The 24,468-nt window shown below is 56.8% G+C and carries 25 protein-coding genes; 11 read left to right on the forward strand and 14 right to left on the reverse strand.

Features of this window, described 5'->3' with window-relative positions; genetic code table 11:
* Positions 1-130: 130 nt before the first annotated feature.
* Positions 131-493: a hypothetical protein gene (locus tag OSH03_RS01330; RefSeq protein ID WP_151413745.1), complete on the reverse strand. Its 363-nt coding sequence runs from the start codon at positions 491-493 to the stop codon at positions 131-133.
* Positions 494-736: 243 nt separating this feature from the next.
* On the opposite strand from OSH03_RS01330, the gene OSH03_RS01335 reads away from it, so the two are divergent.
* Positions 737-967 carry a DUF2554 family protein gene (locus OSH03_RS01335; protein WP_061099667.1) on the forward strand — a complete coding sequence of 77 codons (231 nt, stop codon included), beginning with the start codon at positions 737-739 and terminating at the stop codon, positions 965-967.
* Here the strand turns inward: OSH03_RS01335 and OSH03_RS01340 are convergent, their stop codons facing one another.
* Both OSH03_RS01340 and OSH03_RS01345 read right to left on the reverse strand, forming a co-directional pair.
* Entirely contained in the window at positions 968-2,932 is a 1,965-nt protein-coding gene (locus OSH03_RS01340) for a peptidase U32 family protein (protein ID WP_266178042.1), read from the reverse strand.
* Positions 2,933-3,012: 80 nt separating this feature from the next.
* On the reverse strand, positions 3,013-3,540 hold the full coding sequence (locus tag OSH03_RS01345) for a helix-turn-helix domain-containing protein (protein ID WP_061098236.1): 528 nt from the start codon (positions 3,538-3,540) through the stop codon (positions 3,013-3,015).
* A 92-nt stretch (positions 3,541-3,632) separates the two neighbouring features.
* On the opposite strand from OSH03_RS01345, the gene OSH03_RS01350 reads away from it, so the two are divergent.
* Complete coding sequence (locus tag OSH03_RS01350; protein ID WP_266178043.1) at positions 3,633-4,799, forward strand: benzoate/H(+) symporter BenE family transporter; 1,167 nt, start codon at positions 3,633-3,635, stop codon at positions 4,797-4,799.
* Here OSH03_RS01350 and OSH03_RS01355 read toward each other — a convergent pair.
* The gene (locus tag OSH03_RS01355) at positions 4,779-5,651 is read right to left on the reverse strand and encodes a helix-turn-helix transcriptional regulator (protein ID WP_266178044.1); all 873 of its coding nucleotides are present in this window, start codon (positions 5,649-5,651) and stop codon (positions 4,779-4,781) included. The two genes, OSH03_RS01350 and OSH03_RS01355, sit on opposite strands and share 21 nt — an antisense overlap.
* A gap of 173 nt (positions 5,652-5,824) precedes the next feature.
* Here OSH03_RS01355 and OSH03_RS01360 point away from each other — a divergent pair, with 173 nt between their 5' ends.
* A complete protein-coding gene (locus tag OSH03_RS01360; protein ID WP_266178045.1) occupies positions 5,825-6,721 on the forward strand; it encodes a DMT family transporter in 897 nt (298 codons plus the stop codon).
* A gap of 32 nt (positions 6,722-6,753) precedes the next feature.
* On the opposite strand, the gene OSH03_RS01365 is transcribed toward OSH03_RS01360, so the two are convergent.
* Both OSH03_RS01365 and OSH03_RS01370 read right to left on the reverse strand, forming a co-directional pair.
* Positions 6,754-7,428, reverse strand: a complete 675-nt coding sequence (locus OSH03_RS01365; protein WP_061098240.1) for a DUF3313 domain-containing protein — start codon at positions 7,426-7,428, stop codon at positions 6,754-6,756.
* A gap of 135 nt (positions 7,429-7,563) precedes the next feature.
* Positions 7,564-9,159 carry an ABC transporter substrate-binding protein gene (locus OSH03_RS01370; protein WP_266178622.1) on the reverse strand — a complete coding sequence of 532 codons (1,596 nt, stop codon included), beginning with the start codon at positions 9,157-9,159 and terminating at the stop codon, positions 7,564-7,566.
* 111 nt (positions 9,160-9,270) lie between these two features.
* Here OSH03_RS01370 and pepT point away from each other — a divergent pair, with 111 nt between their 5' ends.
* Entirely contained in the window at positions 9,271-10,500 is a 1,230-nt protein-coding gene (gene pepT / locus OSH03_RS01375; RefSeq protein WP_266178046.1) for a peptidase T, read from the forward strand.
* Here the strand turns inward: pepT and tehB are convergent.
* Both tehB and tehA read right to left on the reverse strand, forming a co-directional pair.
* Positions 10,497-11,090, reverse strand: a complete 594-nt coding sequence (tehB, locus tag OSH03_RS01380; RefSeq protein ID WP_266178047.1) for a tellurite resistance methyltransferase TehB — start codon at positions 11,088-11,090, stop codon at positions 10,497-10,499. The two genes, pepT and tehB, sit on opposite strands and share 4 nt — an antisense overlap.
* A complete protein-coding gene (gene tehA / locus OSH03_RS01385; protein ID WP_266178048.1) occupies positions 11,090-12,091 on the reverse strand; it encodes a dicarboxylate transporter/tellurite-resistance protein TehA in 1,002 nt (333 codons plus the stop codon). The genes tehB and tehA overlap by 1 nt, the downstream gene beginning before the upstream one ends.
* Before the next feature lie 122 nt (positions 12,092-12,213).
* On the opposite strand from tehA, the gene ydcK reads away from it, so the two are divergent.
* Positions 12,214-13,194 carry a YdcK family protein gene (ydcK, locus tag OSH03_RS01390; RefSeq protein WP_266178049.1) on the forward strand — a complete coding sequence of 327 codons (981 nt, stop codon included), beginning with the start codon at positions 12,214-12,216 and terminating at the stop codon, positions 13,192-13,194.
* On the opposite strand, the gene rimL is transcribed toward ydcK, so the two are convergent.
* From rimL to OSH03_RS01410, 4 genes are all read right to left on the reverse strand, one after another.
* The gene (gene rimL, locus OSH03_RS01395) at positions 13,189-13,728 is read right to left on the reverse strand and encodes a 50S ribosomal protein L7/L12-serine acetyltransferase (protein ID WP_266178050.1); all 540 of its coding nucleotides are present in this window, start codon (positions 13,726-13,728) and stop codon (positions 13,189-13,191) included. The two genes, ydcK and rimL, sit on opposite strands and share 6 nt — an antisense overlap.
* Positions 13,729-13,822: 94 nt before the next feature.
* On the reverse strand, positions 13,823-15,478 hold the full coding sequence (locus OSH03_RS01400) for a glucan biosynthesis protein D (RefSeq protein WP_266178051.1): 1,656 nt from the start codon (positions 15,476-15,478) through the stop codon (positions 13,823-13,825).
* 242 nt (positions 15,479-15,720) lie between these two features.
* On the reverse strand, positions 15,721-16,494 hold the full coding sequence (locus OSH03_RS01405; protein WP_266178052.1) for a transporter substrate-binding domain-containing protein: 774 nt from the start codon (positions 16,492-16,494) through the stop codon (positions 15,721-15,723).
* Positions 16,495-16,504: 10 nt separating this feature from the next.
* Positions 16,505-17,674 carry a pyridoxal phosphate-dependent aminotransferase gene (locus OSH03_RS01410; RefSeq protein ID WP_253541960.1) on the reverse strand — a complete coding sequence of 390 codons (1,170 nt, stop codon included), beginning with the start codon at positions 17,672-17,674 and terminating at the stop codon, positions 16,505-16,507.
* Between the two features lie 114 nt (positions 17,675-17,788).
* Here OSH03_RS01410 and OSH03_RS01415 point away from each other — a divergent pair, with 114 nt between their 5' ends.
* Entirely contained in the window at positions 17,789-18,631 is an 843-nt protein-coding gene (locus OSH03_RS01415) for a LysR family transcriptional regulator (protein ID WP_193051938.1), read from the forward strand.
* On the opposite strand, the gene OSH03_RS01420 is transcribed toward OSH03_RS01415, so the two are convergent.
* On the reverse strand, positions 18,618-20,123 hold the full coding sequence (locus OSH03_RS01420) for a carboxylesterase/lipase family protein (RefSeq protein WP_266178053.1): 1,506 nt from the start codon (positions 20,121-20,123) through the stop codon (positions 18,618-18,620). The two genes, OSH03_RS01415 and OSH03_RS01420, sit on opposite strands and share 14 nt — an antisense overlap.
* A 43-nt stretch (positions 20,124-20,166) precedes the next feature.
* A complete protein-coding gene (gene hglS, locus OSH03_RS01425) occupies positions 20,167-21,510 on the reverse strand; it encodes a 2-oxoadipate dioxygenase/decarboxylase HglS (RefSeq protein ID WP_266178054.1) in 1,344 nt (447 codons plus the stop codon).
* A 506-nt stretch (positions 21,511-22,016) separates the two neighbouring features.
* On the opposite strand from hglS, the gene OSH03_RS01430 reads away from it, so the two are divergent.
* The 5 genes from OSH03_RS01430 (at position 22,017) to OSH03_RS01450 (ending at position 24,438) form a co-directional block, all read left to right on the forward strand.
* Positions 22,017-22,202 carry a con-10 family general stress protein gene (locus OSH03_RS01430; protein ID WP_004150795.1) on the forward strand — a complete coding sequence of 62 codons (186 nt, stop codon included), beginning with the start codon at positions 22,017-22,019 and terminating at the stop codon, positions 22,200-22,202.
* Positions 22,203-22,296: 94 nt separating this feature from the next.
* Positions 22,297-22,791, forward strand: coding sequence for a YciE/YciF ferroxidase family protein (locus tag OSH03_RS01435; RefSeq protein WP_008502272.1), 495 nt, complete (start codon positions 22,297-22,299; stop codon positions 22,789-22,791).
* A gap of 23 nt (positions 22,792-22,814) precedes the next feature.
* The gene (locus tag OSH03_RS01440) at positions 22,815-23,018 is read left to right on the forward strand and encodes a hypothetical protein (protein WP_013096662.1); all 204 of its coding nucleotides are present in this window, start codon (positions 22,815-22,817) and stop codon (positions 23,016-23,018) included.
* 25 nt (positions 23,019-23,043) lie between these two features.
* Entirely contained in the window at positions 23,044-23,550 is a 507-nt protein-coding gene (locus tag OSH03_RS01445) for a ferritin-like domain-containing protein (RefSeq protein WP_266178623.1), read from the forward strand.
* A 15-nt stretch (positions 23,551-23,565) separates the two neighbouring features.
* Positions 23,566-24,438, forward strand: a complete 873-nt coding sequence (locus OSH03_RS01450; RefSeq protein ID WP_266178055.1) for a manganese catalase family protein — start codon at positions 23,566-23,568, stop codon at positions 24,436-24,438.
* Positions 24,439-24,468: the final 30 nt, after the last annotated feature.

Here is a 24,468-nt window from a genome sequence, read left to right on the forward strand (position 1 = left end):
ATTATCTGGCGGTAAATGCTTGCATGGATAGATTTGTATTTTGGTCTCTACGTCCCCGACGCTCCATGGTCGGGCAGCGGATCTCGTATAAACTAACACCGGCTGCCTTAACGAAACCTAAACAGCCCGGTTAACTCGCGCTGGTATTGATTTGCAAATAGCGCATCAGACCCTGCTCAGCGCTCTGTTTTGCATCATCGTTAAGTGCCTCGAGATAAAACGAACGCGATACTCCGTAGGGAGCTTTTTCAGAGGGATATACCGCAAACTGGAATGTTTTTCCCCGTGCCGGATGGGTGCAGTCTAATTCCCAGCGTTGATCGTTTACTTTTTTGCTATTGCAGGCTACGCGTCCATAGTCGCTGGTTAAATAAGAACCAACGCGAACTTCCGCGGACTGAATATATTCTGGTTCGTCATTACCGATATAGCGAACCCCTGCGGTAGCCCCAACGGCCGCCACGAGGAGCGCAAGCGCGATTATTTTTTTCATTTATTTAGACTCATTCCTTAGCCAGAGAACCTCTATTATATAGGATTATCCTTAAAGTAAATGTCTATTTCCGTACCAGAACAGGTAGTTTACAACGCGTAATTCATATTTAGGATATTTCTTAAGACGGATTCACTACCTACAGTATTTGACACTTTCTTTGCTGTACTTTGAATTATTGAATAATAACGAGAAAAAATAATCGGCATGCTTATTCCCGCAATGTTATTCAGCGGTGAAACCATGGTAAAAAAAGGGTTATCTCTCGTTATGCTTATTTGTGCTCTGTTTTCCGGCCAGCTGATGGCCGGGCACAAAGGCCATGAATATATTTGGGTAAAGAATGTGGAACATCAGCTGCGGCATGAGGCCGACAGCGACGAGTTACGCAGCGCAGCGGAAGAGTCAGCGGAGGGTTTGCGCGAGCACCACCTGTGGCAGAAATCGCGCAAACCGGACACGCACGTAAGGTAGTTAACTGCCCTTGCGTTTCGGCAGGGTTTTCATCAGGTCGTCCGGGCTCACGGACGCGACGATGCTGCCCGGCGGTGGCATTTTGAAAATGTGGTTTTTCATTTTGCCGATAACATGCATTTCGCAAGGACGGCAGTCAAACTTCAGGGTCAGGACTTCGTCACCGTTGACCAGCTGCATGGGGGTGGCCTTCCAGCTCTTGATATTCCCTTTCGCCTGTTTCGGGCACAGGTTAAAAGCAAAGCGCAGGCAGTGCTTGGTGATCATCACCGGCACATCGCCCTTCTCTTCGTGCGCTTCATAGGCCGCGTCGATCAGCTGCACGCCGTGGCGATGATAGAATTCACGCGCTTTATGGTTGTAAACGTTGGCCAGGAACGATAAATGGGTGTCCGGATACACGGGCGCAGGAACGGATTCGGCCTTACGGCTGCCGCGCGGATAGTGCTCCAGACGAGCAGCATCCAGCATCTCTGCCGTTTCGCGTCGGAACTGGTTAAGCAGGCTGTTCGGCACGAACAGCGCGTCCGGCAGATTAACCTCGATAGCGCGGGCGTAGTAAATCGTCTGGCCCAGCTTCGCCACGCCGTCCTTCAGGCTGTTAAGGGCTTTATCCGCGTTGTTTGCCACCTCGAACAGGCCATCAAGCGTATGCGTTACGCTGATGCCATCTTCGCAGGTCATGGTCAGAATCAGCTGCTCTTCCCAGCCGCCCAGCTCAATATCCACCGCGATGCGGCGCTCGCTGGAGGTTTTCAGCAACGCCTGCTGCCAGTTATGATCCAGGTTACGGTTGAGCGGCGCGTTCGGCCTTGCCTTGTAAAGATCGGCAGGCATTTCATTCGGCCAGACGCGGTAGCGGTTCTCGCCGGTTTTTTCGACCGTGTTGGCGCGGAAGCCCACCACTTCACGCTTGATCATCACGTTCAGGCCGTCGCCGTTCGCCAGCGGCTCCGTCACTTCAACGTCCAGGTGATCTTTCGCCACTTTCAGCACCTCACCGACCGGTAAACCGATAAACTTCGGTGAGTCAAACGCGCCGATATCCCCTTTGCGGGCGTTCACGAAATAGTCCGTGCTGCCGCGGTGGAAGGTTTTGTCCGTCGACGGAATAAAGAAATGCTCGGTACGACCAGCCGAGGCGCGCGCCAGGTCACCACGGTCTTCAATAATGGCGTCCAGCATCTGGCGATAGTGCGCGGTGATGTTCTTCACGTAGCTCATGTCTTTGTAGCGCCCTTCAATCTTGAAGGAGCGCACGCCTGCATCGATCAGCGCGCCCAGATTGGCGGTCTGATCGTTATCCTTCATGGAGAGCAGGTGTTTTTCGAACGCCACCACGCGCCCCTGATCGTCTTTCAGGGTATACGGCAGACGGCAGGCCTGTGAGCAGTCGCCGCGGTTGGCGCTGCGGCCCGTCTGGGCGTGGGAAATGTTGCACTGGCCGGAATAGGCGACGCACAGCGCGCCGTGGATAAAGAACTCAATCGTCGCGTCTGTCGCCTGGTGAATATCGCGGATTTGATTCAGGTTCAGCTCGCGCGCCAGCACGATCTGTGAGAAACCGACGTCAGAGAGGAATTTGGCTTTTTCTACCGTGCGGATGTCGCACTGGGTACTGGCATGCAGCTCAATCGGCGGAATATCCAGCTCAAGCACGCCCATGTCCTGAACAATCAGGGCATCGACGCCGGTCTGGTAGAGATCGGTAATCAGACGCTGCGCGGGCTCCAGCTCATCATCATGAAGAATGGTGTTCAGGGTCACGAACACTTTCGCCCCGAAACGGTGGGCGAACGGCACCAGCTCGGCAATATCGCGCAGGCTGTTGCTGGCGTTATGGCGGGCACCGAAGCCAGGGCCGCCGATGTAGACGGCGTCAGCGCCGTGAAGGATCGCTTCACGGGCAATGGCGGCGTCGCGGGCCGGGCTTAAAAGTTCAAGATGATGGGATTGCAGGCGCATACTTCGTCGTTATCCGTTATGGTCAAAATGGCGGCTATTGTAGTCAGAAGTATGCGCCAGCGAAACAGTTTTGCGTAGCCTCAGCGGGGATAATGGATCAGAGAGTGAAAATGCACCGGCCGGTCGCTGCTGTTGCGGTAGGCGTGCGGTTTATCGCCGGCAAAACGCACGCCCGAATCGGCAAAAATCGTCTGCCATTCGCCGTTGATGTTCATCTCCAGCTCGCCGCCGATCACCACCACATGCTCAATCACGCCCGCCTCGTGCGGCGTGGACTCGCTCACGGCGCCCGGTGCCAGCGTAATAGAGAAATAATCAAACCCGAGCGTCTCATCCCAGGGAAAGAGCGGTTTGACCACCATCGCCTGCTGCTGCGAGTCAAACACGGCCGGCCTGTCCGCCTCGGACGTGATGAAGGCGGAGAACGGGACGTTCAGCCCGGTGGCGATTTTCCACAGCGTCGACACCGTCGGGCTGGACTCATTGCGCTCGATTTGCCCGAGCATCGCTTTCGACACGCCGGTTTCGTCCGCCAGCTTCGACAAACTCCAGCCGCGCGCCTGGCGCAGCGTTTTCAGCGTTGCTGCAAGATGTTGTGTAATGTCCATGCTCCCTCCTGATGACTCCGAGCATACCACTTGTACGCTATAGCGCACAGTGTTACCTTATCGCGGACGTTATAACGCACAGCGGAGTCTCTATGCGCCCTTCCTCTCATCTCGTTCCAGCCGTACTGGCTGGATTTGTCGCCGTTCTGGTCGGTTACGCCAGCTCGGCAGCCATCATCTGGCAGGCCGCCGCGGCGGCAGGCGCCAGCGCGCAGCAGATTGCGGGCTGGATGACCGCGCTGGGGATTGGGATGGGCGTCAGCACGCTGGCGCTCTCCTGGTGGTATAAAGCCCCGGTGCTGACCGCCTGGTCAACGCCCGGCGCGGCGCTGCTCGCCACCAGCCTGCACGGCGTGACGCTGGCTGAGACAATCGGCGTGTTCATCTTCGCCAACGCGCTCATTTTACTCTGCGGCATTACCGGCCTTTTCGCCCGTCTGATGAGGCTGATCCCCCATTCGCTTGCGGCCGCCATGCTGGCAGGCGTACTCCTGCAGTTTGGTCTGCACGCGTTTGCCCATCTGGATGGGCACTTTCTGCTGTGCGGCAGCATGATTGCGGCGTGGCTGCTGGCGAAAGCGCTGGCACCGCGCTATGCCATCGTCGTAACGCTGCTAGCGGGCGGGATCGTGGCGTGGGCGGGAGGTGACGTTGTCACCGATAAAATCACCCTCTCCCTCGTGATGCCTGAGTTCATTGCCCCGGACTTTACCTTCACCAGCCTGGTGAGCATCGGTTTGCCCTTCTTCCTGGTGACCATGGCCTCGCAAAATGCCCCCGGTTTCGCGACGATGAAAGCCTCCGGCTATCCGCTGGCGGTCTCACCGCTCATTATTTTTACCGGCGGGCTCGCGCTGCTGCTGTCGCCCTTTGGCGTCTTTTCCATCTGCATAGCCGCCATTACCGCCGCTATCTGTCAGAGCCCGGATGCCCACCCGGATGCCGGTAAACGCTGGCTGGCAGCCATCGCGGCCGGCGGGTTTTATCTGCTGGCGGGGGTGTTCGGCGGATCCATCACCGGCATAATGGCTGCGCTGCCGCTCAGCTGGATCCAGACGCTGGCCGGTCTGGCGCTGCTGGGTACTATCAGCGGGAGTTTATATCAGGCGCTAAATCATGAAGCGGAGCGCGACGCGGCCATCGTCACGTTTCTGATGACCGCGAGCGGCGTCACGATCCTGGGCATCGGTTCGGCATTCTGGGGGCTGGTGCTGGGCGGCGTATGCTACGCCCTGTTTTCACGCGCTCGCCGCGCGTAGCTGTGAGGGCGTCATACCCATGACGCTGCGGAAACGGTTACTGAAGTGGCTGGCGGAGTTAAACCCGCAGGCCAGCGCGATATCCGTCAGCGGCGTCGAGGTATGCTGTACCAGGTTTTTCGCTTTTTCCATGCGCCGTTGCATGACGTACTGATGCGGCGCCAGCCCCGTCGACTGGCGGAACATGCGGGCAAAATGGTATTCGCTGAGGGCGGCCTGCGCCGCCAGCTCGGCCAGCGTCAGGGGCTGCCCAAGGTTTTCTTCGATAAAGGCCAGCACGTTGCGCAGAACAAACGGCGATAGCCCGCCGGTAACGACCGGGAGCTTCCACTGAACGTTAGAGTAGTTTTGCAGCAGGTGGGTCAACAGCAGCGTGGAGGCCGTGCTCAGGGTGAGCTGATTGGCCTGCTGCTGCCAGTCGCAGCCGAGCAGAAACTGGCGGTACAGCGCGGTGATCTTCGGGTCGCTGCCAAAAATGCGCTCGTCCAGGGTCAGCGACAGCGGCCGCTTGTCCCAGATTTTTTCGCCCACATCGCGCAGGTGTTCATCGGTGCAGTAGAGATGGACAAACGACAGGTCATCGCGAATATCCCACGTCGATTCACTCTCTTTCGGCATCAGACAGAAACGGTCCGGTCCCCCGCCGTTCTTCCAGCCGCCCGGCGTCTTTTGATAGCTCTCGTAGCCGTCGGCGACGTACAGGCTGAGGGTATGATGATTGCTTTTAACCGTTATCGTATCGCGCTTGTTGTACCACGCCGCCAGCTGAATGCCGGAATTGAGCGAGACGGTTTCCCGCAGGACCGCATTCTGCTGGCGTAGCGTTTCAAAGGTATCGTAAGCGTGAGACATAACCGTTAGCGCGTTATTGAGTGAACTGTCAGTCTAAGAACTGTTGTCCCCCGTTGCCAGCCCCCGGAAAAGAAAAAAGCGCAAGATTTTGCAAGTCTACCGCAAGCCGGTGAAAGCCCCTGACCGATGACGGCGCCATACTGCGGGCTTCCGTGGTTTGAGAAGAGAAAAATATGAACGCGTTATTATACGGACTGGTGGTGGTCATCTGGGGAACCACCTGGATTGCCATTTTCCTGCAGCAGGGTCCCGTACCCGCTCCCGTCTCTATTTTCTGGCGCTTCGCGGTGGCCAGCGCCACGATGATGGTGGTGTTACTCGCCCTGCGCCGGTTGCGCAAGCTGGCGCTGCGGGATCACCTGTTCTGCATGCTTCAGGGATGCTGCGTCTTCTGCTTTAACTTCTGGTGTTTTTATACCGCGGCGGCACACATCAACACCGGCCTGGAATCGGTGATCTTCTCCATGGCGGTGCTCTACAACGCGATTAACTGCTTTATTTTCTTCGGGCAGCGCCCGCCCGCGCGTTTCTGGACGGCGGCAGCGCTCGGTCTTGTGGGGATTGTGACCCTTTTCTGGGACGACCTGCTGGCCAGCGGCTGGAGCGTATCGCTCCTGACGGGCATTGGCCTTTCCGCTCTCGGCACGTACGGCTTCTCGCTGGGCAATATGATCAGCATGCGCCATCAGCGCAGAGCCCTTGAAACCATGACCACCAACGCCTGGGCGATGCTTTACGGCACGCTGGTGATGGGATGTATTGCGCTTTTCAGAGGCGACAGTTTTACCCCGGAATGGACGGTCACCTATATGGGCGCGCTGCTCTATCTGGCCCTGTTCGGCTCGGTGATTGCCTTTGGCGCCTACTTCACGCTGGTGGGACGTATCGGCCCCGGGAAAGCGGCTTACAGCACGCTGCTCTTCCCGCTGGTGGCGCTCTCCATCTCAACGGTGTATGAAGGCTACGTCTGGCACATCAACGGTATCGTCGGTTTGCTGCTGATTCTGGGCGGGAATATGGTGATGTTCACGAAACCAGAGACCTGGTTCAGGCGCCTGCGTACGGCGTAAAAAACGGCCTGCGCGATGCAGGCCGCTTAAGATTATTTCGCTGTTTTATGCACGTCGAACATGGTGGCGTCCGTCGCCATGTCGTCAACAACCTGCTTCAGCGTAGCGAAGCCCATAGGCGTGTTTTCGTTTGCCAGCTCTTTACCTTCGCCTTTACGAACGACTTTCATCACCGGTTTATTGGTGGCCGCGTCGATCAGCTCGCCTTCAAAGTAGAGATGGGTATCCATGGTGCGGTGCCCGGTTGCCATCTGCGTACCCGCTACCACCAGCGCGACCGGCACCACTTCATAGAACTGCAGGCCCTCTTTCTGGGAACTCACCCCGGTAATTGCCCCGCGGAAAATCAGGCTGTGTTTGCCCGGCGTGGTAACAATCGGCTTACGGGTACCAATCGCCGTTTTCATTTTGTTATTGGTATAATTCAGCAGCTCATCAAGCGTTTTTTGACCAATCTGAGTGGTTGGTTTTGGCGCTGGATAATAGGTAATCGGCGTCCAGATAATGCTGTCGTAGTTGGCTTCGTTATAGGAAGGATCAACCCAACGCAGCGTTGGTTTACCCGTTGCAGAGGTCGTCTGCTGCAGGCCGGAATAATCTTTTAAAAAGCCTGAATATTGTTCTGGAGCCGCGACCTTTGAAGAACAGCCCGCCACTGCCAATAAACCAGTAAGCACTGCAACTTTAAAAAAAGTTTGAGTACGCATGATAGTTTTCCATGTTATCTGCAAGTATGCATTTGAAGTTATAGCAAAAGTTCGGTGGGTTTGTTGTGACAAAAAATGATGTGGGGAGCACAAATTGCGAAAAGAGTGCCCGGCCGCGTACCGGGCAGTGAAAAATTACTGATTAATATCCACCTGCCAGAACAAATGTTTGCCAAACGGATCGATTTCGTAGCCTGTCACCTCTTTGCGCACCGGTTCGAAGATCGTTGAATGCGCAATCATGACCGCAGGCATCTGGTCATGCATGATCTGCTGCGCCTCTTTATACAGCGCCACGCGCTTGTCGCGATCGGTGGTTGATTTTGCTTCCGCAATGATTTTATCAAACGGCTTGTAGCACCACTTCGCCGAATTCGAACCGCCGTTGGCCGAGGTGCAGGTAAACAGCGGCCCAAAGAAGTTATCCGGGTCGCCCGTTGCAGTCGTCCAGCCCATCAGGGCGGCCTGATGTTCACCATCCTTCACGCGCTTGAGATATTCGCCCCATTCGTAGGTGACAATTTTGGTTTGCACCCCCACCTTCGCCCAGTCAGCCTGAATCATCTCCGCCATCCGTCTGGCGTTCGGGTTATAGGGCCGCTGGACGGGCATCGCCCACAGGTCAAAACTCATGCCGCTGGCTAAACCTGCCTCTTTCAGCAACGCTTTCGCTTTTTCAGGATCGTAATCGTAATCCTTCAGTTCGCTGTCAGCGCTCCAGACGCCCGGCGGCAGCAGGTTTTTCGCCGCGGTGCCGGTGCCGTGGAACACCGCGTCGATAATGGCCGGCTTATTGATCGCCATCGCCAGCGCCTGGCGAACCTTCACGTTATCCAGCGGCGGCTTTTGGGTGTTAAACGCCAGGAAACCGGTGTTCAGCCCGGCCTTGCTCATCAGCGTAATATCTTTATTGGCCTTCATGCGCGGCAGATCCGCCGGGTTCGGGAACGGCATCACCTGGCATTCGTTTTTCTCAATTTTGGCAAAACGCACGGAGGGATCCGGGGTGATGGTAAAGACCAGCCTGTCCAGCTTCGATTTCCCCTGCCAGTAGTCGGCAAACGCGGTAAACAGGATTCGGGAGTCCTTCTGATACTGCGCCAGCTTAAACGGCCCGGTGCCGATCGGCTGCATATCCACCTTCTCCGGCGTGCCCGCTTTCAGCATCGCATCGGCATATTCCGCGGAGAGGATTGAGGCAAAATACCATGCCAGATCCGCAACAAACGGCGCTTCCGGATGGGCCAGGGTAAAGCGCACCGTGTGGTCATCAACTTTATCAATGGCGGTAATCAGGCTGCCAAACTCCAGGCTTTCGAAGTTGGAATAGCTGCCGTTTGAGACGTTGTGATACGGATGATTCACGTCCTTCTGACGCATAAACGAGAAGATCACGTCATCGGCGTTAAAATCGCGGGTCGGCGTGAAGAATTTATTGCTCTGGAACTTCACCCCTTTACGCAGATGGAAGGTGTAAACCTTGCCGTCGTCGCTCACCTCCCAGCGCTCTGCCAGGCTCGGCACCAGCTCCGTGGTGCCGGGTTTGAAATCGACCAGCCGGTTATAGACCGGCACGGCGCTGGCATCCACGCTGGTGCCCGAGGTGTATAGCTGAGGATTAAAGTTTTCCGGTGACCCTTCGGAGCAATACACCAGCGTTTTCGCGCCTACGGTGGAACTGACCGTGAGCGCAGCGAGTGCCAGCGTTAACGTTGTGCGTTTGCTTGTCATCATTTATTCCTGTCTTTTTAATTCGACGGCTAATTAATTCTTTTGCCATTTCATAAATAACATTAAAGTGAAGTGGCAAACACCCGAAAAATAAATAAGGAAGAAAACACTATGGGCTCGCCGCTTTCCAGACAATTAACGCACCGTTTTTTCCGCTATCTTGCGATTACCAGCCAGAGCGATCCAAAAGTAAAAACCCTGCCCTCCACGCCGGGCCAGCACGACATGGCGCGAGAACTGGCGCAGGAGCTGGCGCAGCTGGGGTTAGACGACATCGTGATTGACGAATTCGCTACCGTGACGGCGGTAAAAAAAGGCAACGTGCCCGGCGCGCCGCGCATCGGCTTTATTACCCATATTGATACCGTTGACGTCGGTTTATCACCGAATATTCATCCGCAAATATTAACCTTTAATGGTGAAGATCTCTGTCTGAATAAAGAAAAAGACATCTGGCTGCGCGTGAACGAGCACCCGGAAATTTTGGCTTACCCGAATGAGGAGATTATTTTCAGCGACGGAACCAGCGTATTGGGAGCAGATAATAAAGCAGCGGTGACGGTGGTGATGACCGTGCTGGAAAACCTCACCGCTGAACATCAGCATGGCGACATTGTGGTCGCGTTTGTGCCAGACGAAGAGATTGGCCTGAACGGCGCCAAGGCGCTGGATTTGAAACGCTTCGACGTGGACTTTGCCTGGACCATCGACTGCTGCGAGCTGGGAGAGATTGTTTACGAGAATTTCAACGCGGCAGCGGCAGAGATCCACTTCACCGGCGTGACGGCGCACCCGATGTCCGCCAAAGGCGTGCTGGTGAACCCATTACTGATGGCGACCGACTTCATCAGCCATTTCGACCGCCAGCAAACCCCGGAGTGCACCGAGGGCCGCGAGGGCTATATCTGGTTTAACGGCATTCAGGCCGGACAGAACGACGCCGTGCTAAAGGCCAATATTCGTGATTTTGATAAAGCCGGCTTTGCCGCCCGCAAGCAGCAGATTGCGGACGTCGCCGCGCTGATTGCCGCCCGACACCCGACGGCGAAGGTGGAGTATCGCATTGAGGATACCTACAGCAACATCAGCAATGCGATTGGCGAAGACCGGCGCGCCATCGACCTGATGTTTGAGGCGATGGAATCGCTCGGCATCACCCCAAAACCGATCCCTATGCGCGGCGGCACGGACGGCGCGGCGCTGTCGGCAAAAGGGTTACTCACCCCGAACTTCTTCACCGGCGCGCATAACTTCCATTCGAAGTTTGAGTTCCTGCCGCTGTCGTCGTTCGAGGCGTCTTACAAGACTGCCCTGCAGATCTGCCTGCTGGCCGCCCGTTAAGCGGGCTTGCGCGCCAGCATGGTGGCAAAGCGCAGCTTGATGCGGTTGCCGTTTTCATCGGCGCGGTGCAGCTCGCCCACCTCTTCATTGTATTTGAGCAGCTCCCAGCCTTCGTAGTAGCTGCTCAGCTCGCCACTTTTGAACGCAAACGGGAAGCCGACGGAGCACGGGTAATCCGCCGTGTCCATCGCGGCAACGATCAGGTTGTAGCCGCCGGGTTTGGTGCAACGCTGCATGTTGGCGATAAGGCCCGGGATGGTTTTCGCCTCCAGGAACATCAGCACCACGGTGGAAAGAATAAAGTCGTACTCGCCGTCAAAGCTCAGGCTGTTCAGATCTTTGACGGCAATTTGCAGATTTTCAATCCCTTCTGCCGCCTTGACGCGCTCGATGTTATCCACGCTCATCGGGTTTTTATCCCAGGCGGTGACATCGTGGCCGTTGGCCGCCAGGTAAAGGCTGTTGCGGCCATTTCCACAGCCCAGATCCAGCGTCTTGCCGGGCTTCACGATCCCCGCGCTGTACAGCACCTCTGAATGCGTACGGGTTAAGCCATATTTCTCTGTGAAGTAATTTTCATCGACAGCCATTATTTTTCCTCAGATTGCATAAGCAGTGCTTTATCAGTGCGCACCAGAAGTTTGCCCTGAATCAGCAGAATAAACGTACGGACCAACAGCATCCCAATGATAAGGTTGGTAAAGATAAACAGCGGCACGGCAATGGCATGGAAAAATCCGGACGAACTGCCGTGCCCCAGGTGCAGCCCCGTGGTTGCCAGGGCCGACACGCCAAACGAGAAGCTCCAGAACGAGGCGTTAAACGGCTGAGACACATACCACGGCAGCAGGCGCAGCATGAACAGCAGCTGCAACAGGCCGTAGCCGAACAGCATTTTGGCGAAGGTGTCGGCTTCCCCGCCGTTGACGCTAAACCAGGCGCTACAGGCCACCAGCGCGGGGGCCAGCTGAATGCCTAACGCGGTGCGCTGCGCGGTGGGAAGCTCTCCGGCGCTGCGAAGACGCTGGAGAATCACCGGCTCCAGGCTGAGCCAGGAAAAGACGCCCGCGCCGAGAAAAACGAGCCCTGCATCGTTGAACCCCAGGGCACCGCACGCCATTGCGCTGATGAAATTATTCGCCACCGTCGGCAGATATAATCCCGGCGTGGTGGCCTCCTGCGGGTGTCGGCCTCGCCAGAGCCCGGCGCTTTGCCAGGCGGAATAAGCAAGCTGTAACACCACCCCCACGCCGAACAGCGCCAGCGATACCGGGCGGAACCAGGGCACAAAACCGATGGCGACCAGCATGGTGGTGGCCGGAAAAAGGCTGACGAAGCTGCTCATTACCGGGTGGCGCATCTCTGCCAGCACGCTGTGTGGGAAGCGGATCGCACGGGTAATAAACGCCGCCGTCAGTAAAAACCAGCATGCAACCGCGAGAGCGACCAGAATCTCACCCGGCCAGCGCGTCACCGGCCACAGGGTGCTGGCGTATCGCCAGGCGAAACCCATGCCGATGATGCCAAGCACCATGCCAAAATAGCCTGCGGGAAGGTTAAGCGCCTGTTGGGGTTTGTTTAATTTATCCATTAATTTGAATCTTTAAAATGTATTTTAAATGCCATTTTAAGAGGTTTCCGCAACGGATGCCAGCACAACGGAAAGCCGAAAGTTTGCTACGTTTAGTGAAGACGCATATCAGGGATCCCACGATGAAAAAGTATCGGCTCAGCGATGAAACCCGGCTCTGGCAATGGAAAGATGGCGAAACATCCCACACAACGACGCTGCGGCAGGTTATCGCCACGGTGGATTTTGACGATGTGAAAGCCGGTACGAAAGGCGGCTGGGTTGACGATGAGCGCGCCCTTGCGCAGGACGGAAACTGTTGGATCTACGATGAGAATAGCGTGGTATTCGCCGGCGCAACCGTGTCCGGCAACGCGCGCCTTACCCTGCCGTGCACCGTCAGCCATGACGCGCACATCGGCGATAACTGCTGGCTGGACGCCGCAGAGGTCAGCCACGGGGCGCGAATAAGTGACAACGTCACCGTTCAGCACTCCTGCGTGCGGGGTGAGTGCCATCTCTACGGCGACGCGCGCGTCCTGCACAACAGCGTCATCATTGCTGCCAAAGGCCTCACGCCGGACCACGACCAGATCCTGCAAATTTACGGCAAGGCGACGGTAAGCCGGTCGCGCATTGTGCATCAGGCGCAAATATACGGCGAAGCGATGGTGAATAACGCGTTTGTTGAGCACCGCGCTGAAGTGTTCGACTGCGCTATCCTCGAAGGTAATGAACTCAACAACGTCTGGGTGTGCGACTGCGCCAAAGTGTACGGCAACGCCCGCGTGATAGCCGGTTTCGACGACGACGCTATCCCTACCGTGCGCTACAGCTCACAGATTGCGGAGAACGCCGTGGTGGAAGGAAACTGCGTCATCAAGCACCACGTTCTGATTGGCGGGCAGGCATGGCTGCGCGGCGGGCCGATCATGCTGGATGATAAAGTGGTAATTCAGGGACGCGCGCGGATCAGCGGCGACGTGCTGATTGAGCATCGGGTAGAAATCACCGACGATGCGGTGATAGAGGCCTTTGCTGGTGAGAGCATTCACCTGCGCGGTGAAAAGGTGATCAACGGCGACCAGCGCATTACCCGCACGCCGCTGCTGGGGGCGCTATAGGGTATAAATTTTCCCGTAAATGTTCACATCGTCATAGGCGCCGTTCAGGTATTCCGCTTCCCTCAGGCACCCTTCCAGCGTAAAACCGTTGCGCAGGGCAACGCGGTTGCTCTGCTGATTCGCCACCCGACACTTGATCACAAAACGGCGGACCTCACCGCGCCCGGCGTAGTAGCGCATAAACGCCTGTAAAGACTGCGAGAGGATCCCCTGCCCCTGATGCGCTTCATCCAGCCAGTAGCCGATGTACGCGGCTTTGTTCGCAGGCTCAATCGCATTGAACGACAGCACGCCGACCAGCTCTTCCTCCTTGAAGATCAAAAACATTTTGGCGTAGCCGCGCTGGTGCAGCATCTGGTTACTCTGCACGTTGCGTCGGGTATCCTCCTCCCTGCCCACGTGCTGCGCCCAGTCAAAGGCGGTTTGCAGAAAGGTTTTGTTTTTGACGACGAGATTGTGCAGGTCAGTGGTGTAGCGCTCTTCGACAGAACGCAGTTCAATGTGTTGTGAAACGGGGATGATTTCAGTTGTCATGGTGCCTCGTCATCGCCCGGTGGCGCTGCGCTTACCGGGCCTACAGTATCGAAACGTAGGCCGGGTAAGGCGAAGCCGCCACCCGGCACAAGGGTTAACGCATCACCCTATCATCAACATACTGACGTTTATCCGGCGCTGGCGGGAAATACTGATACAGCCAGGTTTCGCTGATGGCATCGCCCTGGCAGCGCAGGAACAGGCGCATATCCACCGGTTCGGTAGAGTCAGAGGTTGGATACCAGTCAAACAGAATGCGATAGCCGTCAAACGGTTCAACGTAGAGGATCTCAACCTGCTTTGCTTCACCGCTGGAGAGCGTAATCACCGGCTCAATGCCCTTCGGCGCGGCGGCCTTCAGGTCACCCCCGACGAAGTCGATAGCAAAGCGGCGGGCCCACACTTTCGGATAGTGTTCGCCCGGCGCCCAGCCCTCCGGGAAGCCGCCCATGCCGGTGCGGGTCGCGTAAACGTTAGCCAGCGGGGAACGCACCGGCGGCTGCGCGCTCCAGTAGAGACGATATTTAAAGTCCAGCTCGTCGCCCGCTTTCACCGGTTTTTCCGGCTGCCAGAAGCAGACCACGTTATCCAGCGTTTCACCGGTGGTTGGGATCTCCATCAGCGCAATGGATCCTTTCCCCCAGTCGTTGCGCGGCTCAACCCACAGGCTCGGGCGCTTGTTATACCAGCCCATCACGTCCTGATAGTGGGAGAAATCGCGGTCGAGCTGCAGCAGGCCGAACCCTTTCGGATTTTTATCCAGATAGGCATTGAACTGCAGCTTCTGCGGGTTATTCAGCGGACGGCAGATCCACTCCCCGTTGCCGCGCCACATTGCCAGGCGGTCGGAGTCGTGGATTTGCGGGTGAATGGTGTCGCACATGCGGCGTTCGTTATTGCCGCAGCTGAACATGCTGGTCATCGGCGCGATGCCCAGCTGCTTAATGTCCTTGCGCGCGTAGAGATGGTTTTCCACCTCCATGATCACCTGGCTCTTCTCGCAGTGGATTACGAATTTATAGGCACCAGTGACGCTCGGGCTGTCCAGCAGCGTATAGACGGTAAAGGTGGTATCGCCGGGCTTAACGGTTTCAAACCAGAAGGAGGTAAAGTCCGGGAACTCTTCCGGGGTGTCGGTAAAGGTATCTACCGCCAGACCGCGCGCGGAAAGGCCGTACTGGTAGGTGTCATCCACCGCGCGGAAATAGCTCGCGCCCAGGAAAGAGACGATATCGCGGCGCGCCAGCTCTGGCGCTTTAAAGGCGCGGAAGCCCGCGAAGCCGAGATCGCTTTGCCCTTCAAGCTGTTTGGTATCAACTCCCGTGTCACCGTAGCTGAACAGCTCGGGGCGGAAGTGGATCTCGCGCGCCATAGAGGTCGACTGGTCCAGCGAGAACATCCGCACGCGGCGGCGGAACCCCATTCCCATATGGAAGAACTGCACATCCAGCTGACGCCCTTCAATGTTGTTCCACAGAGACTGTTTTTCATCGTAGCGGATGGCGTTATACGCCTGCGGCGTCATGGTCGCCAGCGTCTCCGGCAGCGGACGCGGCGCGCCACCCCACGGGGTTTTCGCCAGGTCATGCGCCATGGATTGCAGTACGGAGAAGTCAAACCGACGGCTCTGACCGTCGGCGATGTCAGAGTCAGCAGCGTATGCCGCTTTGGAAAACAGGGAAGCAAGGCCGGAGGTGCCGCTCAGGGCTGCCACAGCCAGCGAGCCTTTTAGAAAACGTCTGCGATTCATGCCTGGAAAAACGTCCTTATGGTCGTGTGAATGTGTTTCGCGCTCGGCGAAATGACGGCAAGAAAGAACGCACAGCCTAAACAAAAATGGTTAAGAATCCAATTGTTGGCCGGTGATTATCTGAACAAAGTGAGAAATATTTTCTGTCGACCAGAACGGCCCGAAAGTGGTGTAAAGAAAGCCTGGAAAATGTGTATAAAAATGCCCCGTCAGGACATCAGCTGACGGGGCGAATGAGGCGGTTATTTTACGCTGACATCGATACCCGGGAAGTACTTATCAGCGAGTTTGGCGATCGTGCCGTCGGCACGTACTTTATCAATGGCGGCATCAAGCTGCTTTTTGGTGGCCTCGTCGCCTTTGCGCAACCCAAAGCCGATCCCACTGCCGAGGATCGTGTCGTCAGACACCGGTTTGCCGATGAAGCCAAACCCTTTCCCCTGCGGCTTGCTGAGGAAACCCGCCTGCCCGGCCGCGGACATCACCAGCGAGGCGTCAATGCGGCCATTCAGCAGGTCACCCCAGGCCATATTCTGATCTTTATAAGACACCACGGTGACACCCTGCTTTTCCCAGTGCTCTTTGGCATAGGTTTCCTGAATCGCCCCCTGCAGCACGCCGATGGTTTTCCCCTTCAGCCCTTCAGGCGTCGCTTCGACCGCCGTACCGGCCTTGCCGACCAGCTGAGACGGAATACGGTAGATCGGCTGGGTAAAATCAATGCTCTTGCGGCGCTGTTCGGTGATATTCATCGCCGAGTTGATGGCGTCAAACTTCTTCGCCACCAGCCCCGGGATCAGCGCGTCAAACGAGGTTTCTACCCAGCTGCACTTCAGCGCAGCCGCTTTGCAGATGGCATTCCCCAGCTCAACGTCAAACCCTTCCAGTTCGCCTGCCGCGTTGCGGCTCTCAAACGGCGGGTACTCCGCTTCCAGACCGTAGCGCAGCTCGGTGGCCGCGAAGGAGGAAAAGGTACACAGCAATCCCATGCCGACAACTAACGCGCGTAATTTCATCTCATACTCCTTAGCGTGGTTTAACCCGACACAGGGCCTGGGCACCTGCCCGTAACGTCGCCTCATCCTTCGCAAAAGAGAGACGAATCAACTTATTATCCGTGCCGTCGGCATAAAACGCCGACAGCGGAATGGTGGCAACACCGTACTCAACGATCAGCCGCTTCACCAGCTCGCTGTCGCGCTCGTCGCTGAACCGGCTGTAGTCCGCCAGCATAAAGAACGACCCGGCGCTCGGCAGCAGGGTAAACGGCGAATCGGCCAGCAGGCCGTGCAGCAGATCGCGCTTACGCTGGTAAAACGCCGACAGCGCCAGCCAGGTTTGCGGATCGGTCATGTGCTCTGCAAACGCGTGCTGCATTGGCGTATCGGCAGAGAACATCAAAAATTGATGGACTTTACATATCTCGTCCATCAGCTCCGCGGGTGCCACACAATAACCCACGCGCCAGCCGGTGACGTGATAGGTTTTTCCGAAAGAAGAAATAATCACGCTGCGCTCCGCCAGCTGCGGATGCGTGGCCATCCCGTGGTGCGGTTCCCCATCAAACACGACGTGTTCGTACACTTCGTCAGACAAAATAATGATGTCGGTATTGCGCGTCAGCGCCGCCAGCTGCTGCAGGTCATTAGCGGAGAAGACCTTGCCGCTCGGGTTGTGCGGCGTATTGACGACGATCATGCGCGTGCGCGGGGTGATGGCCGCACGGACCTCATCCCAGTTGACGGCAAAATCCGGCACCGTGAGCTTGATGGCGACAGGCGTTGCCCCCTGCAGGCGCACAATGGGCGCGTAGCTGTCAAACGACGGCTCAAAGTAGATCACCTCGTCGCCAGGGTGCACCAGCCCGCTTATCGCCGAATAGAGCCCTTCGCTGGCGCTGGCGGTGACCAGCACCTCGCTGGCAGGGTCGTACCGCGTGCCGTAGAGCGCGGCAATCTTATCGGCAATGCGTTCTTTGAGCGGCTGCAGGCCGGTCATCGACGCATACTGGTTATGCCCTGCCTCCATCGCGCGGGTGACGCCGGCAATCAGCTTCGGGTCGCAGGAAAAATTCGGTGCCCCCTGAGAAAGGTTGATGGCGTTATGCTGGGCCGAAAGCTGGCCGATAACGGTAAAAATGGTGGTCCCCACGTCTGGCAGCTTGGAGCGCGTTTGCACCGGCGTTCGTAAAGTCATCCTCTTTCCCTTCTCATGGATATTGCATAACTATTCAAACAACATCTGCGTTGCCGGGACAATCGAATTGTTGTCATAATAGCCATGAGAAAAATGCATAGCAGAGGTGTTTTAATGTCGCGCCGTTCGCTCCCGCTCAATGCCATCGACGCATTTTTAGTCACCGCGCGTCATCTGAACCTCACCCACGCCGCCGCGGAGCTGTGCCTGACGCAGGGGGCCGTGAGCCGAAAGATTGCCTCCCTTGAAGCCTGGTTTGGCTTTCCGCTGTTTGAGCGCCACGCGCGCGGGCTGCGCCTCTCCCCGCAGGGCAGCGCCCTGCTTCCCGAGCTGCAGTCCTCATTCGAACAGCTGCTGAGCGTGGCCGACCAGGCCCGCAGCCAGCACACGGTGATCCGCCTCAAGGCCCCCACCTGCGCGATGCGCTGGCTGGTGCCGCGCCTGCTGGAGGTAGAGCGCGAGCAGCCGGATCTGCAGATCGCATTGACCACCACCACCGATCATAACGTCAATTTCAAAACCGAATCTTACGACGCCGCCATCGTCTTCGGCACGCACATGAGCGCAGGCGATCTGCTGTTTGAAGAGGCGCTCACCCCGGTGTTCAGCCCCGTGCGGGCGGGTGCCGCGCTGGGTTCGCTGACGTTTCTTCACCCGACAAGGGATAAGACAGACTGGTCACTGTGGCTGGCGAATCAGGAAGGTCCGGGCTTTGTTATGCACAAAAATCAACACTTCGATACGATGGATCTCGCCATTACCGCCGCCATTCAGGGGCTGGGCGTGGCCATCGCCGACGAAACGCTGGTGGCAGAAGATGTCCGCGCCGGAAGGCTGATGCGGCCCTATGAGACCAGCATAAAAACCGGCGCGAGCTACCGGCTGGTGCTGCGCGAAACGCCTTGTCAGGAAAATGGTCTGGCGGCGTTTCGCGCCTGTTTGCTTAATCGAGGCTGACGTGGTGCTTCATCACGCGCTTGAAGAGGCTCATGCGGGCGCGCATAAATCGGTTTTCAAGCCTGAAACCTGCATGTTTATTCACCCCAATACGTAACAGCACGTCCCGCCCTTTGCGGCAGGCGGGCCAGCGCGCCGGCCCGTGAAGGCTGTCATGCGTTCCGGCATCGCGCGCAAAGCTCACCCAGTAATCAGCCACCCGGGCGGCAAACGTCAGGTCCCGTTCGTTAACGTACTGGCGCGAAGGCTCCACCTGCCCGAGGGTATCAAACGCGTACGGCACCTCATTGCCGTGCCAGGCACCGTTGATATAGGTGTCATGTTCCGCTTCGGCCACATAGTCAAACCAGTAACGCCAGCAAAGCCCGCCGACGCGCTGCTGCGCCTGCATTACCACGTAGCCCATGGTGGTGAAGGCCATGTCGCGGCACACCTGCCTGCCGAGCTCCTCGTCGCCCTTCACGCCCGGATAAAGCAGCTTGATGAGCCCCAGCCCGAAGCGGCGCTCCCGGCGAAGCTTCTGGATCTGCCCGGCGAGATCGACACCAAACACCGCCATCACGCTGGCTTCATCGCTGTTGGAGCCAATCATCACCGGCACGGGATGCTGGCGGGCGGCGAAAAAGACGTCCAGCATCGCCTCCGGCAGAACGCAATCCCCGACGATGGGCGCCGGGGCGACGTTCAGCGGCGCGGTCAGCGGCCAGAACGCCTCGGGCGGGATGGCGCGCAGCTGCTCTGCCGTCGCGTTCTCCAGCCCGAAGTGGGCGGCAAGCGCTTCCCCTTTTTGCAGGGCCTGCTCGCGCGGCGTATCCGGCAGGGTGTACCCGCTTTGCACTATCGCCTTATGGAATAGTCCTTCCGCCAGCGGCGAGGCCAGCAGCGACAGCACGCTGCGCGCGCCGGCGGATTCACCAAACAGGGTCACGTTAGTAGGGTCGCCACCAAACGCGGCGATATTCTCCCGCACCCATTCGAGCGCGGCGATCTGGTCCAGCAGGGCAAAATTATGCACCACCCGCTCCTCTTCCCCCTCCAGCGCGGGATGGGCGAAGAAGCCGAGATGGCCGAGACGGTAGTTAATCGTGACGACAACCACCCCACGGGATGCCAGGGCCTTGCCGTTATAGGGCGGCAGGCTTCCGGCGCCAATCGTAAACCCGCCGCCGTGCAGCCAGACCATGACCGGCAGCGGCCCGGTACGGTCGACGGGAGACCAGACGTTCAGATAGAGGCAGTCTTCAGAAAACTGGCCGGGATCGCCCCCGCCCAGCTCCTGACAATATTCACTGCTTTGCCAGCTTGAGGGCGAAAAGGCGGTAGCTTCACGCACGCCGTCCCAGCGTTCCGGCGGCCGGGGTGAGCGCCAGCGCCAGTCGCCAACGGGCGGTGCGGCATAGGGAATACCGCGCCAGAGGTGAACGTTTTCATCGGTTAAACCAGACAGTGCGCCCTGGCGCGTTTCAACCACAGGGGCGGAAGGATTTTGCATAACGACCTTATTTTTTCCATCACACCCCTGAAGAGTAACGATTTCAGAGCAAACCGCAACGCTGTTTGCTGCGCGTTTCCGCCTCCTCGTAGAGCGTAAATTCGTCATACACCGGGCAGCCGAGCGCGGCTTCAAACGCATTGCGGCTGGCATTCCCGTGGCTGCGCGCCTGGGTTTCATTTCCAAGATTGGACTGGAAAATCCCCGCCGCGCTGACCGGAAGGAAATCTTCGTAGATTATCGGCTGGGCCACCACCCACCCGCGTTCGATCAGCGGCTGCGGGTCATCGCCCGGACGAAACGCGTGACGATGGGCCTCTCCCGCCGGGGTCAGGCGATAGCGAAAATACGCCAGCTCCTGACGGCGCAGGAACATTTCGCTGTCCGGGAAGGCGCTGAAAATCTCCCGCAGATGCAGCTGGTGCGTAAGGTTATCTTTTCCGGTTCCGGCCTGGGCCAGCAGGCTATCGTACAGTTCACGGCCTTTCGGGGTCAGCGCCACGCCGCGCTGTTCAATTTCACCGAAGCGCGCGGTGTGGGTGCCTTTATGTTCCCCGGCGAAAAGCACCGGCTCTTCGAGGGCTTTAAAGCTGGTCTGACGCAGCAGGATCGGCACTTCACGACGCGGCGGCCCTTCGATCAGAATTTTTGGCTCAATGCCGTACTTCGGCATCAGCTCCTGCACCCGGTCAATGTCCAGCGTGCGCGGCGTGAGGTGGTTGATATGGCAGCCCGGGAAGCAGACCACGTCAGCTATCAGGCGGTGCTCATTACTCAGCGCCAGGTAGGTCTCCTGGTCGACCGTAGCATGACGGTGCCAGCGGAAGGTTTCTAACGCTTCCTGCACAAACTCGTGCGCCTGCGCTTCGGTAAAACGCCCTTCCGACTCGTGGAGGTCAATAAGTTCCAGACAGCGCGGCGTAAAGATGTTCCGGTGAGAGAGAATTTCTGCCGCCCGCTCGCGTAACGCCACGTTTTCAATCAGCTCAAGGCGCAGCAGTGAAGTAAAGATACGAAACGGATTACGGCACAGCGCCGCATCGTCAACCGGACGAAACGCCGTTGAGTGAACCGGCACCCCCGCCTGCGAGAGATCGTAATAGCTGACCGGGAACATGCCCATGATGGCAAACATACGACGCAGGGTGGAAAGCTCTTGTGCGGTGCCAACGCGGATCGCCCCGTGACGCTCCACGTTCAGGCGCGCCAGCTCGTCGGCGTTCGCCAGTTGTTCATGTAATAGTGGGTTATTTTCCAGAACAGCCAGGTTTACGTCCGCGACCAGCTCAAGCAAGGTGCCGTACTGCGGAACTTCCTGCTGGTACATCGCCGACATAGCCTGCGAAAAGTGTTCCCGAATATCATCAGCCGTGATGGTGTTCGCCATGATGTCATGCCTCCAGTGAATATTACCTGGAGTGTAGAGAAGGACGTTCCTTCCGGGGGGAAGAATTTCTGATTTGTGATCTTAAGACGCCAGTGGTTAAACCGTGTGCTACCGACCCCTGCCGGGCGCCTCGTCATCTTTTTCCAGGATTTTCCTTATGATTCGTAGCGGCTATTTTTTCTAGCCCTGAAGAGGTAATTTTTTCCATATCACCGCTTGCAAATTATCCGATTTGGTTACGCCATTATTATCGGCTTCAACCTTGCGCTTTTTAACTTAAACTTAGGACTAATCCGAGCGTTTGTTTACAAGTCCTTCCCACCCTTCCATATTTCCCAACCAAGCGAAGCGCAAACGCAGCAATAATTAAATATAACGTAACCGCTAATGGCGAAACGCATTTGACGAATGACGCACAGCGACTAGAGTTATTACTCGAACGACGAGTGATACGGAATATTTTCGTATCGTACTGACATAACCAATATATGAATATGAGGTTTAATATGGCAGAGCATCGTGGTGGTTCCGGTAATTTCGCTGAAGACCGTGAAAAAGCATCAGAAGCTGGACGTAAAGGTGGCCAGCACAGCGGTGGTAATTTTAAAAACGATCCGCAACGCGCATCTGAAGCGGGTAAGAAAGGGGGACAGAACAGTCACGGCGGAGGCCGTAAATCTGATAACTCCTGATCTTATTTAGTACTCTTTTAATAATACCAGAGAGCATGCTGCGGGCTGAAAAGCTCGCAGTACCCTCTCCTTATTTTACCGGAGCGTAATAATTATGAATATGAAAAGCGTTGAGGATGTATTTATTCATCTTCTGTCGGATACCTACAGTGCGGAAAAACAGCTAACCCGCGCGCTGAGTAAGCTCGCCCGTGCCGCATCCAGCGAGAAACTGAGCGCGGCCTTTACCGCACACCTTGAAGAGACGCAGGGTCAGATCGAACGTATCGACCAGATCGTTGAACAGGAAGACGGTATCAAACTCAAGCGCATGAAATGCGTGGCGATGGAAGGCTTAATTGAAGAAGCCAACGAAGTCATCGAAAGCACGGAAAAAAATGAAGTTCGTGATGCCGCCCTAATTGCCGCTGCGCAAAAAGTAGAGCATTACGAAATTGCCAGTTACGGTACCCTTGCAACACTCGCAGAACAGCTGGGCTATAAAAAAGCCGTTAAACTTCTTGCCGAAACGCTGGAAGAAGAAAAAGAGACCGACCTTAAACTCACCGATCTGGCCGTTGGAAATATTAACCAAAAAGCGCAGAAATGACGCAATAATACAGGTTAAATAAAATGAGCATCAGTCCCAGGACAATTAAACGGTGCCATTTAACGGCAGCTATAATATGGTTCATTCTCGCTATCCCTTCCGTAATATGGTGGAAGAACAGCGTGCTGTGGGTCATTATCATCAGTATTTACGCTAATATAGTCGGCCATTTGTCTGGCTACAGTGCCGCGCGTGCCGATCAGGCTGCTGAAAGTGAGACCAAATAAGCGAACCCATAATGAGGATACAATGATGAATCACGTAGAACACTACCATGACTGGCTACGCGATGCCCATGCGATGGAAAAGCAAGCCGAGTCAATGCTGGAATCTATGGCCAGCCGTATCGATAATTATCCTGATGTTCGCGCCAGAATTGAACAGCATCTTAATGAGACAAAACGGCAAATCACATTGCTGGAGGAAATCCTCGACCGTAATGATATTTCTCGTTCGGTTTTAAAAGACTCGATGAGCAAAATGGCGGCGCTGGGTCAGTCCATCGGCGGCATGTTCCCCTCTGATGAGATCGTTAAGGGCTCGATCAGCGGCTATGTTTTCGAGCAGTTTGAAATCGCCTGCTATACCTCCCTGCTTGCTGCCGCGAAAAAAGCGGGCGATACCGCCTCCGTGCCCGCCATTGAGACGATCCTGGCGGAAGAGCGCGAGATGGCCGACTGGCTGATTCGCCACATCCCCCAGACGACGGAACAGTTCCTGCTGCGTTCAGACGCATCGGGTGTCGAAGCGAAAAAATAACTCTGGAGAGTCTGCATGTTTCGACACGTTAAACAGCTGCAGTACACGGTTCGCGTTGCTGAACCGAATCCGGGTCTTGCCAATCTGTTGCTCGAACAGTTTGGCGGGCCGCAGGGCGAGCTGGCGGCCGCCTGCCGCTACTTTACGCAAGGGTTGAGCGATGACGATCCTGGTCGTAAGGATATGCTGATGGATATAGCAACCGAGGAGCTTAGCCACCTCGAAATCATCGGTACGCTGGTCGGTATGCTGAACAAAGGCGCCAAAGGCGAGCTGGCGGAAGGGGTAGAAAATGAGGCTGAGCTGTATCGGTCCATGACCGAAAACGGTAACGACAGCCACATCACCTCCCTTCTCTACGGCGGCGGTACCCCGCTCACTAACTCGGCGGGCGTGCCGTGGACGGCGGCCTATGTCGATACCATCGGCGAACCGACGGCGGATCTACGCTCGAACGTGGCGGCAGAGGCCAGGGCGAAAATCATCTATGAACGGCTGATCAACGTCACTGACGATCCCGGAGTGAAAGATGCGCTGGCGTTTCTGATGACGCGTGAGGCGGCGCATCAGCTCTCCTTTGAGAAGGCTCTGCAGTCCATTCGCAACAATTTCCCGCCGGGAAAACTGCCGCCAATCGAGGAATTCACCAACAAGTACTACAATATGTCTGAAGGTGGAGAGGTTCGCGGAAGCTGGAACAGCGATAAGCACTTTGATTACGTTGAGTCCCCCCAGCCTGCGGTTGATGGCGGAGACGGCAGCGCCAGCGTGACGCTCACAGCTGAACAGGCAGCCCTGGTTAAGGCGATGTCTGCCCGCACGAAGTCCGATCCCTGTTCCGACCCGCTGACCGGTGCCGAGCTGGGCGCCGGTAAGAAAAAACCGTAATCGGTTTTGCCGGGCAGCCCTGCGCTGTCC

The sequence above is a fragment of the Enterobacter nematophilus genome (genome assembly GCF_026344075.1).
Lineage (GTDB): Bacteria > Pseudomonadota > Gammaproteobacteria > Enterobacterales > Enterobacteriaceae > Enterobacter > Enterobacter nematophilus.

Excerpts from the sequence above, each read along its gene's own strand:
- OSH03_RS01330 (WP_151413745.1), bottom strand. The coding sequence starts at position 493 with ATGAAAAAAATAATCGCGCTTGCGCTCCTCGTGGCGGCCGTTGGGGCT.
- OSH03_RS01335 (WP_061099667.1), top strand. The coding sequence starts at position 737 with ATGGTAAAAAAAGGGTTATCTCTCGTTATGCTTATTTGTGCTCTGTTT.
- OSH03_RS01340 (WP_266178042.1), bottom strand. The coding sequence starts at position 2,932 with ATGCGCCTGCAATCCCATCATCTTGAACTTTTAAGCCCGGCCCGCGAC.
- OSH03_RS01345 (WP_061098236.1), bottom strand. The coding sequence starts at position 3,540 with ATGGACATTACACAACATCTTGCAGCAACGCTGAAAACGCTGCGCCAG.
- OSH03_RS01350 (WP_266178043.1), top strand. The coding sequence starts at position 3,633 with ATGCGCCCTTCCTCTCATCTCGTTCCAGCCGTACTGGCTGGATTTGTC.
- OSH03_RS01355 (WP_266178044.1), bottom strand. The coding sequence starts at position 5,651 with ATGTCTCACGCTTACGATACCTTTGAAACGCTACGCCAGCAGAATGCG.
- OSH03_RS01360 (WP_266178045.1), top strand. The coding sequence starts at position 5,825 with ATGAACGCGTTATTATACGGACTGGTGGTGGTCATCTGGGGAACCACC.
- OSH03_RS01365 (WP_061098240.1), bottom strand. The coding sequence starts at position 7,428 with ATGCGTACTCAAACTTTTTTTAAAGTTGCAGTGCTTACTGGTTTATTG.
- OSH03_RS01370 (WP_266178622.1), bottom strand. The coding sequence starts at position 9,159 with ATGACAAGCAAACGCACAACGTTAACGCTGGCACTCGCTGCGCTCACG.
- pepT (WP_266178046.1), top strand. The coding sequence starts at position 9,271 with ATGGGCTCGCCGCTTTCCAGACAATTAACGCACCGTTTTTTCCGCTAT.
- tehB (WP_266178047.1), bottom strand. The coding sequence starts at position 11,090 with ATGGCTGTCGATGAAAATTACTTCACAGAGAAATATGGCTTAACCCGT.
- tehA (WP_266178048.1), bottom strand. The coding sequence starts at position 12,091 with ATGGATAAATTAAACAAACCCCAACAGGCGCTTAACCTTCCCGCAGGC.
- ydcK (WP_266178049.1), top strand. The coding sequence starts at position 12,214 with ATGAAAAAGTATCGGCTCAGCGATGAAACCCGGCTCTGGCAATGGAAA.
- rimL (WP_266178050.1), bottom strand. The coding sequence starts at position 13,728 with ATGACAACTGAAATCATCCCCGTTTCACAACACATTGAACTGCGTTCT.
- OSH03_RS01400 (WP_266178051.1), bottom strand. The coding sequence starts at position 15,478 with ATGAATCGCAGACGTTTTCTAAAAGGCTCGCTGGCTGTGGCAGCCCTG.
- OSH03_RS01405 (WP_266178052.1), bottom strand. The coding sequence starts at position 16,494 with ATGAAATTACGCGCGTTAGTTGTCGGCATGGGATTGCTGTGTACCTTT.
- OSH03_RS01410 (WP_253541960.1), bottom strand. The coding sequence starts at position 17,674 with ATGACTTTACGAACGCCGGTGCAAACGCGCTCCAAGCTGCCAGACGTG.
- OSH03_RS01415 (WP_193051938.1), top strand. The coding sequence starts at position 17,789 with ATGTCGCGCCGTTCGCTCCCGCTCAATGCCATCGACGCATTTTTAGTC.
- OSH03_RS01420 (WP_266178053.1), bottom strand. The coding sequence starts at position 20,123 with ATGCAAAATCCTTCCGCCCCTGTGGTTGAAACGCGCCAGGGCGCACTG.
- hglS (WP_266178054.1), bottom strand. The coding sequence starts at position 21,510 with ATGGCGAACACCATCACGGCTGATGATATTCGGGAACACTTTTCGCAG.
- OSH03_RS01430 (WP_004150795.1), top strand. The coding sequence starts at position 22,017 with ATGGCAGAGCATCGTGGTGGTTCCGGTAATTTCGCTGAAGACCGTGAA.
- OSH03_RS01435 (WP_008502272.1), top strand. The coding sequence starts at position 22,297 with ATGAATATGAAAAGCGTTGAGGATGTATTTATTCATCTTCTGTCGGAT.
- OSH03_RS01440 (WP_013096662.1), top strand. The coding sequence starts at position 22,815 with ATGAGCATCAGTCCCAGGACAATTAAACGGTGCCATTTAACGGCAGCT.
- OSH03_RS01445 (WP_266178623.1), top strand. The coding sequence starts at position 23,044 with ATGAATCACGTAGAACACTACCATGACTGGCTACGCGATGCCCATGCG.
- OSH03_RS01450 (WP_266178055.1), top strand. The coding sequence starts at position 23,566 with ATGTTTCGACACGTTAAACAGCTGCAGTACACGGTTCGCGTTGCTGAA.